Source organism: Melaminivora jejuensis, from assembly GCF_017811175.1.
GTDB lineage: Bacteria > Pseudomonadota > Gammaproteobacteria > Burkholderiales > Burkholderiaceae_C > Melaminivora > Melaminivora jejuensis.
Genome location: NZ_JACWIJ010000002.1, coordinates 3,115,795 through 3,128,563, shown reverse-complemented (window position 1 = coordinate 3,128,563; position 12,769 = coordinate 3,115,795). Strand labels below are relative to the sequence as shown.

11 protein-coding genes are annotated in these 12,769 nt (G+C 69.6%); 7 read left to right on the top strand and 4 right to left on the bottom strand.

The window, feature by feature from the left end:
- The first annotated feature begins 10 nt into the window (after positions 1-10).
- The 3 genes from IDM45_RS14705 to IDM45_RS14695 all read left to right on the top strand — a co-directional run bounded on the left by IDM45_RS14705 (position 11) and on the right by IDM45_RS14695 (position 3,754).
- A complete protein-coding gene (locus IDM45_RS14705; RefSeq protein ID WP_209423514.1) occupies positions 11-1,318 on the top strand; it encodes a D-amino acid dehydrogenase in 1,308 nt (435 codons plus the stop codon).
- 224 nt (positions 1,319-1,542) lie between these two features.
- Positions 1,543-2,217 (top strand): response regulator, encoded by a 675-nt coding sequence (locus IDM45_RS14700; protein WP_209423513.1) that lies wholly within the window; start codon positions 1,543-1,545, stop codon positions 2,215-2,217.
- A gap of 88 nt (positions 2,218-2,305) precedes the next feature.
- Positions 2,306-3,754, top strand: coding sequence for a sensor histidine kinase (locus IDM45_RS14695; RefSeq protein ID WP_209423512.1), 1,449 nt, complete (start codon positions 2,306-2,308; stop codon positions 3,752-3,754).
- 81 nt (positions 3,755-3,835) lie between these two features.
- On the opposite strand, the gene IDM45_RS14690 is transcribed toward IDM45_RS14695, so the two are convergent.
- The 3 genes from IDM45_RS14690 to IDM45_RS14680 are packed head-to-tail and all read right to left on the bottom strand — an operon-like array spanning position 3,836 to position 5,989.
- Entirely contained in the window at positions 3,836-4,624 is a 789-nt protein-coding gene (locus IDM45_RS14690; protein WP_209423511.1) for an SPOR domain-containing protein, read from the bottom strand.
- Between the two features lie 10 nt (positions 4,625-4,634).
- Complete coding sequence (locus IDM45_RS14685) at positions 4,635-5,483, bottom strand: biotin--[acetyl-CoA-carboxylase] ligase (RefSeq protein WP_209423510.1); 849 nt, start codon at positions 5,481-5,483, stop codon at positions 4,635-4,637.
- Complete coding sequence (locus tag IDM45_RS14680) at positions 5,480-5,989, bottom strand: SET domain-containing protein (RefSeq protein ID WP_209423509.1); 510 nt, start codon at positions 5,987-5,989, stop codon at positions 5,480-5,482. The genes IDM45_RS14685 and IDM45_RS14680 overlap by 4 nt, the downstream gene beginning before the upstream one ends.
- A gap of 116 nt (positions 5,990-6,105) precedes the next feature.
- On the opposite strand from IDM45_RS14680, the gene IDM45_RS14675 reads away from it, so the two are divergent.
- On the top strand, positions 6,106-9,093 hold the full coding sequence (locus IDM45_RS14675; protein WP_209423508.1) for a DNA topoisomerase III: 2,988 nt from the start codon (positions 6,106-6,108) through the stop codon (positions 9,091-9,093).
- Between the two features lie 26 nt (positions 9,094-9,119).
- The gene (locus IDM45_RS14670; protein ID WP_209423507.1) at positions 9,120-9,479 is read left to right on the top strand and encodes a DUF4124 domain-containing protein; all 360 of its coding nucleotides are present in this window, start codon (positions 9,120-9,122) and stop codon (positions 9,477-9,479) included.
- Positions 9,480-9,608: 129 nt separating this feature from the next.
- Here IDM45_RS14670 and IDM45_RS14665 read toward each other — a convergent pair whose 3' ends face one another.
- Positions 9,609-11,114, bottom strand: a complete 1,506-nt coding sequence (locus IDM45_RS14665) for a Fic family protein (RefSeq protein ID WP_232653820.1) — start codon at positions 11,112-11,114, stop codon at positions 9,609-9,611.
- A 231-nt stretch (positions 11,115-11,345) separates the two neighbouring features.
- On the opposite strand from IDM45_RS14665, the gene IDM45_RS14660 reads away from it, so the two are divergent.
- Both IDM45_RS14660 and IDM45_RS14655 read left to right on the top strand, forming a co-directional pair.
- The gene (locus IDM45_RS14660; protein WP_209423506.1) at positions 11,346-11,738 is read left to right on the top strand and encodes a VOC family protein; all 393 of its coding nucleotides are present in this window, start codon (positions 11,346-11,348) and stop codon (positions 11,736-11,738) included.
- 303 nt (positions 11,739-12,041) lie between these two features.
- Positions 12,042-12,740, top strand: a complete 699-nt coding sequence (locus IDM45_RS14655) for a glutathione S-transferase N-terminal domain-containing protein (protein WP_209423505.1) — start codon at positions 12,042-12,044, stop codon at positions 12,738-12,740.
- The last annotated feature ends 29 nt before the right edge of the window (positions 12,741-12,769 follow it).

Here is a 12,769-nt window from a genome sequence, read left to right as displayed (position 1 = left end):
GAGACAGGTCGTGAAAGTTGTCGTGCTGGGCGCCGGCGTGATCGGCGTGACTACCGCCTACTACCTGGCGCGCGCCGGCGCCGAGGTCACCGTGATCGAGCGCGAGGCTGGCGCGGCGCTGCAGACCAGCTTCGCCAACGCCGGCCAGGTGTCGTTCGGCTACTCCACACCCTGGGGCGCGCCGGGCATCCCGGCCAAGGCGCTCAAGTGGATGTTCGAGCGCCACGCGCCGCTGGCCATCCGCCCCGACGGCACTTTGTTCCAGCTGCGCTGGATGGCGGCCATGCTGCGCAACTGCTCGGCAGACCGTTATGCGGTCAACAAGGAGCGGATGCTGCGCCTGTCGCACTACAGCCGCCAGTGCATCGACCAGCTGCGCCTCGATACCGGCATCGCCTACGAAGGCCGCCAGGCCGGCACGCTGCAGTTGTTTCGCTCGCAAAAACAGCTCGACCAGGCGCAGCGTGACATCGCCGTGCTGCGCGAATGCGGCATCGCCTACGAGCTGCTGGACGCCGGCGGCGTGCGCCGCGCCGAGCCGGCCCTGGCGCACGCCCAGGCGCCGATTGCCGGCGGCCTGCGCCTGCCCGATGACCAGACCGGCGACTGCTTGCTGTTCACCAATGCGCTGGCGCGCCTGGCGCAGCAGCTCGGCGTGCAGTTTCGCTTCGGCACCGGCATCGAGCGGCTGCTGCAGGACGGCCAGGGCGCCATCAGCGGCGTGCAGCTCAGCGGCCCGCAGCGCGAAGTCGTGCGCGCCGACCGCTACGTGCTGGCCCTGGGCAGCTACTCGCGCGCGCTGCTGCGCTCCACCGGGCTGGACATTCCGGTCTATCCGGTCAAGGGCTACTCGCTCACCCTGCCCATCGTCGATGAGGCGCTGGCGCCGCGCTCGACGGTGCTGGACGAGACCTACAAGATCGCCCTGACGCGCTTCGACCAGCGCATCCGCGTCGGCGGCATGGCCGAGCTGGCGGGCTTCGACACCACGCTGCGCCCGCAGCGGCGCGCCACGCTGGAGCTGGTCACCGGCCAGTTGTTCCCCGGCGGCGACCTGCAGCGCGCCGAGTTCTGGACAGGTCTGCGCCCGATGACGCCCGACAGCACGCCCATCGTCGGCCGCACGCCGCTGGGCAACCTGTACCTGAACACCGGGCACGGCACGCTGGGCTGGACCATGGCCTGCGGCTCGGGCCAGTTGCTGGCCGACATCGTGACCGGGCGGCCCACGCAGATTGCCACGCAGGGCCTGTCGGTCGATCGCTACCTGGGCGGCACGCCGGCGGCCCAGGCGCAGACCCGCCCGGCAGCCTCCTAGGAGCCTGGGCGGCAGAAGGCGTCGAAGCGAAACGTGCGAAAAACGAGGCCAGCGTGGCGATACCAGCAAGCCCATAGCCGGGCTATGGGCGCAGATGGGAGCGCCGCGATGGACTGTTTTCTCGCGCGTTGCAGCCGATGCTGCTTCTGCCGCCCAGGCTCCTAGAATCGGCAGCGCCGGCCGCACAGCGCCTGCGCCCGCCGATTCTCAGGAGACTTTGCCCCATGCGCATCCTCATCGCCGAAGACGACCAGGTACTGGCCGATGGCCTGCTGCGCAGCTTGCGCGGCTCGGGCGCAGTGGTGGATCACGTGGCCAGCGGCACCGAGGTCGATGCCGCGCTGATGGCCAACAACGAATTCGACCTGCTGATCCTGGACTTGGGCCTGCCCAGGATGCACGGCCTGGAAGTGCTCAAGCGCCTGCGCGGGCGCGGCTCGGCGCTGCCGGTGCTGATCCTCACCGCCGCCGACGGCATCGAGGAGCGCGTCAAGGGCCTGGATCTGGGTGCCGACGACTACATGGCCAAGCCGTTTTCGCTGCAGGAGCTCGAAGCGCGCGTGCGCGCGCTCACGCGCCGTGGCATGGGCGCCACCAGCAGCGCCATCCGCCACGGCCCGCTGACCTACGACCAGGCCGGGCGCGTGGCCACCATCGACGGCAAGCTGGTCGAGCTGTCGGCGCGCGAGCTGGGCCTGCTGGAAGTGCTGCTGCAGCGCGCCGGGCGCCTGGTGAGCAAGGAGCAATTGGTCGAGCGCCTGTGCGAGTGGGGCGAGGAAGTCAGCAACAACGCCATCGAGGTCTATATCCACCGCCTGAGGAAGAAGATCGAGCGCGGCCCCATCCGCATCGCCACCGTGCGCGGCCTGGGCTACTGCCTGGAAAAAATTCCAGGCTGATCGAAATTGATAGCTGCCAGCGCTTGCCTGGCAAGGGCTAGAGGCCAAAAAGACCATAAATCCGGCAACTCTCAACCGGCATCGGCGCGTGAAAATCTTCCAGCGTGAGCAGCGCTCCCTGTTCGGCGAGATCCTGGACTGGATGCTCACGCCGCTGCTGCTGCTGTGGCCCGTCAGCCTGGCGCTGACCTGGCTGGTGGCGCAGGAGCTGGCCAACAAGCCCTTCGACCGGGCGCTGGAATACAACGCGCACGCGCTGGCGCAGTTCGTCACCGTCCACAAGGGGCGGGTGCATTTCAGCCTGCCGCAGCCGGCCAGCGAGCTGCTGCGCGCCGACGAATCCGACTTCGTTTATTACCAGGTGCTGGCGCCGGGCGGCGGCTACCTGGCCGGCGAGCGCGACCTGCCGGCGCCGCCCGAGGAGGAAAAGGCCAGCTCCGCCGAAGTGCGCCTGCGCGACGCCGAGCTGCGCGGCATCGGCATCCGCGTGGCCTACATCTGGGTGCGCGTGCCGCTCGATGGCGCGCCCGCCGTGCTGGTGCAGGTGGCCGAGACGCGCACCAAGCGCAGCGTGCTGGCCACCGAGATCATCAAGGGCGTGATGCTGCCGCAGTTCGTCATCCTGCCGCTGGCGGTGTTGCTGGTGTGGCTGGCGCTGGCGCGCGGCATCAAGCCGCTGCACCAGCTCGAAGAGCGCATCCGCGCGAGGAAGAGCGACGACATGTCGCCGCTGGACGTGCGCGCCGTGCCCATGGAGGTGGCGCCGCTGGTGGACTCGGTCAACGACCTGCTGCGCCGCCTGCACGAATCCATGGCGACGCAAAAGCGCTTTCTGGCCGATGCTGCGCATCAGCTCAAGACGCCGCTGGCAGGCTTGCGGATGCAGGCCGACCTGGCGCAGCGCGAGGGCACCAGCACCGAGGAGCTGAAACAGTCGCTGCGCCAGATCGAGCGCTCGTCCATGCGCGCCACGCACACCGTCAACCAGTTGCTGGCGCTGGCGCGCGCCGAAGGCGGCGCCACCGTGGTGCAGCGCCAGCCGGTGGACATGGCCGAGCTGGTCATCGACGTGGTGGAAGGGGCTGTGCCGCGCGCGCTGCACAAGCACATCGACCTGGGCTACGACGGCCCCGAGCCGGGCGCGCGCGGCGTGTTCGTCGATGGCAATCCGGTGCTGCTCAAGGAGATGGCGCGCAATCTGCTGGACAACGCCATCAACTACACACCGTCCAGCAGCGAGCGCGCCGGCGTGGTCACGGCGCGGCTGCTGCCCGACATCCTGGGCGGCGTGGTGCTGCTGCAGATCGAGGACAGCGGCCCGGGCGTGCCCGAGGCTGAGCGCGAGCTGATCTTCCAGCCGTTTTACCGGGTGCTGGGCACCGAGGCCGACGGCTCCGGCCTGGGCCTGCCCATCGTGCGCGAGATCGCCCGCCAGCACGGCGCCGAGGTGCTGGTCGAGGACGCCCGCCCGGGCGCGGCCATGCCGGGCGCGCGCTTTGGCCTGCGCTTTGCCGCCAGCCGCGCGGCGGGGGGCTGAACTCTCTCCCGGGGAGATCGTGCGTCGCGCGTTTGACGTTCGACGTTTGACGCACAACGCCCGGGAGCACCGATGCCGGCGCTACTCGCCCGGCGTGCTGCAAGGGCGCAGCTCCTTGCCGGCCAGGGCCTTTTGCAGCCCGGCCAGTTGCGGGCGCTGGGCCGGGGTCAAGGCCGGCAGGCGCAGGGTGAAGGCCGGCGTCTCGGCGCGCTCTTGCACCACCCGGGCGGTGCGCACGCCCTGTGCGGCCAGTTGCGTCAGGCCACGCTGGGCGATCTCCGGCGTGGAAAAGCGCCCCAGCGACAGTCCCGGCTCCAGCGCCGCGCCGGGCCGGTCGTAGTCCACCTTGAGCGCGCGCAACTCGGCGCGCTTGCGCGCCAGCGCCTCCTCGTCGGCGAAGCGGCCCATATAGACCATCCAGCGCCCGGGCAGCGGCGTGGGCCGCAGCTCCCAACTGCCCTCGGGCCAGCCAGCCAGGGCGGCGCGCAGGGCTTCGGCCTGGCGCGTGTCGAACACGCCGGCCTGCAGGCACACGCCAGCCTGGGGCGCTGCGGCGGCAACCGGGGGCGCTGCGGTGGCCGGCGCGGTCGGTGTGTCCGGCGCATCTGCTGCAGCTGTTGCAGCCGCTGTGTCCGATGCCGCCGGGGTGGCCGGCGCAGCCGCTGCGTCCGGGGGCGGGGCCGATGCTGCCGGCGCTGCAGTGTCCGGCGGCGGCAGCACGCGCAGCTTGTCCGGCGCGATCTGCTGGCCCAGGCGCTGCGGCTCGGCATCGCTGCTCGGCCCCAGCCCCCAGCCCTGCAATTGCCCCGAGGCCCAGGCGTAATAGCCGGCGTTGGCCAGCAGCAGCGCAATCACGGTCAGGCGCAGCATGGCCGAGCCTTCAGGACGCCGCCGCGCCGGCCTGCGGGCGCACGCTGATGTCGGCGGTGGTGATGGCCTGCATCCCGTCTGCGGTGTGTACCAGCAGCGCGCCGTCGTCGGTCACGCCGTGCGCCGTGCCGCCGCGCCCGTCGGACAGGGTGACGGCGCGCCCGGCCAGCACGTCGCGCCGGGCAAAGCGCGGCTGGAAGGGGGCAAAGCCGTGCTCGGCAAAGCCCAGCAGCGCCTGCACCAGGGGCGCGGTGATGCGCTGCAGGGCGCGCGGCGCGCTCAGCGCGGCATCCAGCTCGCGCAGGCAGGCGGGGGTGTTGGTCAGGTCGGGCGCCAGCACCGGCAGCACGTTCAGCCCGATGCCGATGACCACGTAGCGCGGCTGGCTGGCCGTCTGCGGGCCGGTGGCGAAGCTGGCCGTCTCCACCAGGATGCCGCCGAGCTTGCGCCCGTCGGCCAGCCACAGGTCGTTGGGCCACTTGAGGCGGATGCGCGGCGCGCCGGGCAGGGGCTCCAGGCTCTCGGCCACGCTCACGCCCACGGCCAGCGACAGGCCCGACCAGTCGCGCGGCGCCAGCATCAGGCCCAGCGAGAACGTCAGCGCCGGCACCACGCCCGTACCCTCATAGACGCCGGCGGTCTGCCACGAGCGCCCCAGGCGGCCCCGGCCTGCGGTCTGCGTCTCGGCCACCAGCAGCGTCGGCTCGGTGCGTCCGGCGCGCGCGCGGCGCATCAGCTCGCTGCTGGTCGAATCGACGCTGGCCAGCACCTCGACGCAAAAGCCCGGCAGCAGCGGCTCGACCTGCTGCCAGATGTCCTCCGCCGGCCACTGCGGGATCAGGGCGGCGCCGGCGCTCATGCCAGCGGCCCCGGCGGCGCCCAGCCGCGCTTGGGCGCCAGCAGCGTGCCACGGCAGCTGGCGGCGCCGCAGCGGCAGGCGTACTCGGCCTTGAGCCGCTTCGTGTAGCGCTCCGAGAGGGTCAGGCCGTAGTCGTAGTTCAGCTCCTCGCCGGCGGCGATGTCGCGCCGCGCGGTGATGAAGATGCGCCCACCCTGCTCGTCGGCCCAGCAGTTGGGCGCGCAGCTGTGGTTGATCCAGCGTGCCGAGTTGCCGCCCACGCCAGCGTCGATCACGTGGCCCTCATCGACGTGAAAATAGAACGTGTGGTTGGGCTGGCTGGGGTCGTGCGGATGGCGCGCCTGGGCCTCGTCCCAGCTGATGACCTCGCCCGTGTACTCGATGATGACCTCGCCGGCAGCAATGGGCTGCAGCGCGAACACGCCCTTGCCGTGTACGCCCGAGCGCCGCGTCTGGATGCGCCGCCCGGCGGCAGGCGTGGTGGAGGCGTGGTCAGAGCGCGGCATGGGGGTGAAAAAACTCTGTTAGCGTGAATGGGCACATAGGCGTGTGCGTGTGTGCGCACGCGAAGGCGGCCATTGTAGGCAGCGCCACCGTGCATCAGGTCGTGGAAAAAAGAGATATGAGCAAGACGCTGGTAATTGCAGAAAAGCCCTCTGTGGCACAGGACATCGTGCGGGCGCTGACGCCCGTGGCCGGGCGCTTCGACAAGCACGAAGACCATTTCGAGAACGAGCGCTGGGTGGTCACGAGCGCCGTGGGCCACTTGGTGGAAATCCAGGCGCCCGAGGAGTTCGATGTCAAGCGCGGCAAGTGGAGCTTTGCCCACCTGCCCGTCATCCCGCCGTATTTCGACTTGAAGCCCGTGGACAAGACCAAGAGCCGCCTGAACGCGGTGGTGAAACTGGCACGGCGCCGCGACGTGACCGAGCTGGTCAACGCCTGCGACGCGGGGCGCGAGGGCGAGTTGATCTTTCGCCTGATCGAGCAGTACGCCGGCGGCGCCAAGCCCCTGGGCAAGCCGGTCTGGCGCCTGTGGCTGCAAAGCATGACGCCGCAAGCCATCCGCGATGGCTTCGACAACCTGCGCAGCAACGCCCAGATGCAGGGCCTGGCCGATGCGGCGCGCAGCCGCAGCGAGGCCGACTGGCTGGTCGGCATCAACGGCACGCGCGCCATGACCGCCTTCAACTCGCGCGACGGGGGCTTTTTCCTGACCACCGTGGGCCGGGTGCAAACGCCCACCCTGTCCATCGTGGTCGAGCGCGAGGAAAAAATCCGCAAGTTCGTGCCGCGCGACTACTGGGAAATCCACGCCGCCTTCGACGTGCAGGCCGGCCAGTACCCGGGCCGCTGGTTCGACCCGAACTGGAAGAAAAACCCCGACGACCCGGAAGCGCGCGCCGACCGCCTCTGGTCTAAAGAGCAGGCGCAGGCCATTGCCGACGCCGTGCGCGGCCACAGCGCCAGCGTCAGCGAGGAGGCCAAGCCGGTCACCCAGGCCTCGCCGCTGTTGTTCGACCTGACCAGCCTGCAGCGCGAGGCCAACGGGCGCTTCGGCTTTTCCGCCAAGACCACGCTGGGGCTGGCCCAGGCCCTGTATGAAAAACACAAGGCGCTGACCTACCCGCGTACCGACTCCCGCGCCTTGCCCGAGGACTACCTGCCCGTGGCGCGCGACACCTTCACCATGCTGGCCGGCAGCGGCATGGCGCATCTGGCGCCCTATGCGCGCCAGGCGCTCGACGAGGGCTACGTGCGCCCGAGCAAGCGCATCTTCGACAACGCCAAGGTCAGCGACCACTTCGCCATCATCCCGACCACCCAGGCGCCCAGCAGCCTGTCCGAGGCCGAGCAGAAACTCTACGACCTGGTGGTGCGGCGCTTCCTGGCGGTGTTCTTCCCCAGCGCCGAGTACCAGGTCACGACGCGCATCAGCCGCGTTGCCGGCCACGCCTTCAAGACCGAGGGCCGGGTGCTGGTCAAGCCCGGCTGGCTGGCCATCTACGGCAAGGAGGCGGCCAGCGAGATCGACGGTGGCGCCAAGGCCGCCGACCGCGCCGCCGACCGGGCCGTGGAAAAGGCCGCCGAGCGCACCTCCACCCAGCCGCTGGTGCCGGTGCGCCCCGGCGAGAGCGCCCGCACCGCCGAGGCCGAGGCCCGCGCGCTGCGCACCAAGGCGCCGCCGCGCTACTCCGAAGCCACGCTGCTGGGTGCCATGGAGGGCGCCGGCAAGCAAGTCGAGGACGAGGAGCTGCGCAGCGCCATGCAGGACAAGGGCCTGGGCACACCGGCCACGCGCGCGGCCACCATCGAAGGCCTGATCGCCGAGAAATACATGCTGCGCGAAGGCCGCGAGCTGGTGCCCACGGCCAAGGCGCGCCAGCTCATGACGCTGCTGCAGGGCCTGGGCGTCAAGGAGCTGTCGCGCGCCGAGCTGACGGGCGAGTGGGAATACAAGCTGGCGCAGATGGAGCGCGGCCAGCTGCCGCGCCAAGTCTTCATGCAGCAAATCCAGGAGATGACGCAAAAAATCGTCGCCAAGGCCAAGGAGTACGACCGCGACAGCATCCCCGGCGACTACGCCACGCTGGCCAGCCCCTGCCCGGATTGCGGCGGCGTGGTCAAGGAGAACTACCGCCGCTTTGCCTGCACCGGCCAGCCGGGCAGCGGCGGCGCGGGCTGCGGCTTTTCCTTCACCAAGTCGCCCGCCGGGCGCACCTTCGAGACGCACGAGGCCGAAACCCTGCTGCGCGAGCGCCGCATCGGCCCGCTGGAGGGCTTTCGCTCCAAGGCCGGCTGGCCGTTCACGGCGGAGGTGGCCATCGTGCGCGACGCGGACAGCGGCCAGCACAAGCTGGAATTCGACTTTGGCGACGACGCCAGCAGCGAGGCCAGCGGCGAGCTGGTGGACTTTGCCGGCCAGGACAGCCTGGGCCAGTGCCCGGCCTGTGGCGCGCCGGTCTTCGAGCACGGCAGCAACTACGTGTGCAGTCGCGCCGTGCCCACGGCCCAGCAGCCGGTGCCGAGCTGCGGCTTCAAGAGCGGCAAGGTCATCTTGCAGCAGCCCGTGGAACGCGCGCAGATGCACAAGCTGCTGGCCACCGGCAAGACCGACCTGCTGGACAAGTTCATCAGCCTGCGCACGCGCCGGCCCTTCAAGGCGCACCTGGCCTGGGACGCCGCTGCCGGCAAGGTGAACTTCGAGTTCGAGCAGCGCGAGAGCAAGTATCCGGCGCGCAAGAGCGCTGCCGGCGCCAGCAAAACAGGAGCTGCCAGCGCAGGTGGGACAAGCGCTGCAGCCAAAAAAGCCATCAAGACTGCAGCCGGGAAGACCACCCCGGCCAAGGCCGCCGCCAAGACCCCGCGCAAGGCCAGCACGGCTGCCGGCAAGACGCCCAGCGCCGCCCTGGCCGCCGTCATCGGCCCCGAGCCGGTCGCCCGCACCGAGGCCATGAAGAAGATCTGGGACTACATCAAGGCGCACAACCTGCAAGACCCGCAGGACAAGCGCACCATCGTCGCCGACGACAGGCTGCGCGCCGTGCTGGGCCAGGATCGCGTGGGCATGTTCGCCCTGGCCGGCATCCTGGGCCAGCACCTGGGCTGAACTGCCACAGAGCACAGGAGCGCACCATGGCCGGCTTCCGCCCCAGCTTGACCTCGGTCATCTACATCACCGTGCTGGCCACGCTGGCCTGGTGGACGGCGCCCAAGTGGTGGCCCCACGTGGAAAACCGGGCGCGCCAGGCCTGGCAGCAGTCCGGCGGCGCCGGCGCTGCCGCCTCGGTGCGCAGCGGCGCTGCCAGGCTGGGGGCCGCAGTCAGTGGCGCGGCAGGCGAGAGCGCACCGGCAGACCTGGACGCCGCCCAGCCAGCGCCCGCCCCCACGCTGCGCAAATGCCTGCGCGGCGGCTCGGTGGTCTATACCGACCAGACCTGCCCACCCGGCAGCCGCGAGGAGGGGGTGGATGGGGCGGTGACGACGGTGCATTGAATCCTGCCCTGCAGCGCCTCGCCCATGACACTTGCACAAGGCCTCTACGACCTGCTGCTGACCGAGGCACTCAGGGACGCTGCGGCAAGGCAGCACAGGTGCCGCTGCCGGTGCGGCTGTACCAGGAATTCAGCGTGTTGCGCGGGGCTTGAGCGGTCGCTGCATTGCCTGCTGCACCGCCGCCTCGACAGCATCCAGCACCTCATCCGGGACTCGCCCGGCAAAGCGTTTGCGCCGGTTGTTCGACAGCCTGCCCTCGTTCTGGAAGATGCTCACGACCAGGGTTGTCAGATCGCTGCTGCGCAGGTCGTAGCGGTCATTGATGCCGCGCGCCACCCGGTCGAAGAGTTCGAGAAATTCGACCTCCTGGCGCAGATGCATGTCCAGCGCTGCCTCGGCCATGGTCAGGGTGAATTCCACACACTCGGTCAAGTCCATGTAGCGAAACCAGATATCCGCCTGCGGCGCCCAGTCGTAGCTGTAATGCTCGTCACCGGCCCAGGTGACCCGGCACAGTTGACGCGCCGGCTTGCTGAATGAGCTCAAGGCCTGCAGATACTGCGCCTCGTGCTTTTTCATGGCGACGGAGACGGGCAGCAGAAACTGGGGCGGCAGTCGGCCCGACTGGCCCAGACAGTGATGGATCAGGAAGCGCGACAGGCGGCCATTGCCATCCATGAAAGGATGGATGAGGACGAAGGCGAACGACACCACCGCCGCATGGATCAGCGCATCGAGCTGCTGGGGCGGGCGGTTGGCCAGGGTCATCAGCTGCTCCATCAGCTCCACGGCCAAATCGGGCCAGGGCGGCACGTAGGTCACGCCGGCAGCGCCCAGCAGATCCTTTTGCAGACGATTTTGCTCGGTGCGGAACTGGACGGCCTTGTCGAAAGGATTGGAGACGGCGGCGTTCTGCAGCTCGACCAGAAACTCCTCGGTCAGCGGGCGCTGCTCGTGGGCCCGCTTGAGCAATGCGGCAAACACGGCGGCCTTGTCATGTGTGGGCGTCTCGCCTTCGATGGCAAACGATCCTTCGGTCTCGCTCAGATAGGCCCAGGACAGGGCGCGTTCCAGCATGGCGTTGCCCGTGGAGTCGGCAAAGGCCTGTACCTGACCCAGGATGTCGCTATCCAGCAGGCGTGCCAGGGTTGCCGTTCTGCGCACGACCGGGCAGAACGACCAACCACCCAGGCCGTTGAATTCGATGCGCCAGCGTGCATCGCGCCGGGGTGTGCCGACGATATGGTCTTTCGGATCGAACAGGGGCGCATAGGCGGCCGTCACCGCCGGCTCGGCCAGGGCGGGCAGGCGCTGCTGATGCAGCCCTTCCCACAGGTGGCAGAGCTTGCGCGTATACACCCCATTGGGCGCGGCGCGCACGAGCTCGGTCAGCTGCTCGCCAGGGATGCGCCGCAATGCCGCAGTCAGCAAGTCCAGCCGTATGCCCTCATGCTTGATGGCGAACAGCGCCTGGGACAGGAAATCCTGCGCCGGCGCCAGCTTGGTCGGCACCAGCAGCGAGCCTTCGGGCAGGCGCTCGATGCGGCTGACAGGCGCCACCCGCGCCTGGCGCGGCCCCATGAAGTCCGGCGCCTCCAGCGCCGCCTGAATCCAGGCATACCCCACGGCGCTCATGCAGTTCACCTCATGCCAGCAGAAAAATCTGCAGTGTTACAGAATTTTCTGCAGAAACCGCCTCCTGACCGACTTTTTCTGCAGTTTTGCCGCTGGAGCCGCCCCGGCCTTGCGCCGCGCGCCTTGGCGACATGCCCTGCCGGCGCGCGCCTCCCGCTGCACTACGATCAGACTGGGAGGGGCCACCGCCGGCCCGCCCATCCCCCTTCGATCCAGGAGAGACCCACTACCATGTTCAGCCACGTCATGCTCGGCGCGAGCGACCTCGACAAATCCCGCAAGTTCTACGATGCCCTGCTGGGCGCGCTGGGCGCCAAGCCCGGCTTCACCGACCCCAAGGGCCGCACCTTCTGGCGCCATGAGGGCAACACCTTCGGCATCACCGCACCCATCAACGGCGAGCCGGCCTGCCACGGCAACGGCAGCACCATCGGCTTTGCCGCCGCCTCGATCGAGCAGGCCAACGCCGCGCACGCCGCCGCCGTGGCCGCTGGCGGCACGGACTGCGAAGACCCGCCCGGCTGGCGCGGCGACCAGGCCGCCGGCGGCCTGTACCTGGCCTACGTGCGCGACCCGGACAACAACAAGATCTGCCTGCTGCACCGCCCGCCCAAGGCCGCCTGAGGCCCGAAAAAGCGCCATTTTTTACATGAAAAATGGCGCAAACCCTTGCCTGGCAAGCGCTACCAGCTATGAAAAAGAAAGCATCCGGGTGGCCCGGATGCGCCTCGCAGCGTGCCCCATGCCTTCTCCAGCCGCATTCTCCAGCCGCAGGGCGGCGCCCCAGGCGCGCATGGCTTGCGGCGCGGCGTTCGCCCACAGCCGGCGGCGCGGCACCGGCCTAAAGTGCAGGGCTGGCCCGGATCGGCGCGCGCCTGCAGCCGCGCCCGTCCGCCCTGCAACCTGCTTCGGCAAAGGAGACGCCCCATGCCCCTGGATCACCCCATCACCGCCAAATGGCCGGCCCGCCATCCGGATCGGCTGCAGCTGTATTCGCTGAACACGCCCAACGGCGTCAAGGCGTCCATCATGCTGGAGGAAACCGGCCTGCCCTACGAGGCGCACCTGGTGGACTTCGGCCACGATGACCAGCACTCGCCCGAGTTCCTGGCGCTGAATCCGAACAACAAGATTCCGGCCATCATCGACCCCCACGGCCCGGGCGGGCGGCAACTGGCGCTGTTCGAGTCTGGCGCCATCCTGACCTACCTGGCCGACAAGACCGGCGCGCTGCTGCCCAGGGACGAGATTGAGCGTTATCAGACGCTGCAATGGCTGTTCTGGCAGGTCGGCGGCGTGGGGCCGATGTTTGGCCAGGTGGGCTTTTTCACCAAGTTCGCCGGCAAGGACTGGCAGGACAAGCGCCCGCGCGATCGCTACGTGCAGGAGACGCGCCGCCTGCTGGGCGTGCTCGATGGCCGCCTGCAGGGCCGCAGCTGGATCATGGGCGAGGACTACACCGTGGCCGACATCGCCGTGCTGCCCGCCGTGCGCAACCTGATCGAGTTCTACGGCGCGGGCGAGCTGGTGGGCATCGAGGACTTCGTGCAGGTGCGCCGCGTGCTGGCCAACTTCCTGGATCGCCCAGCGGTGCAGCGCGGCCTGGCCATCCCCGCCCGCGAGTGAGCCAGATCGCTACCCTAACGATAGCTGCC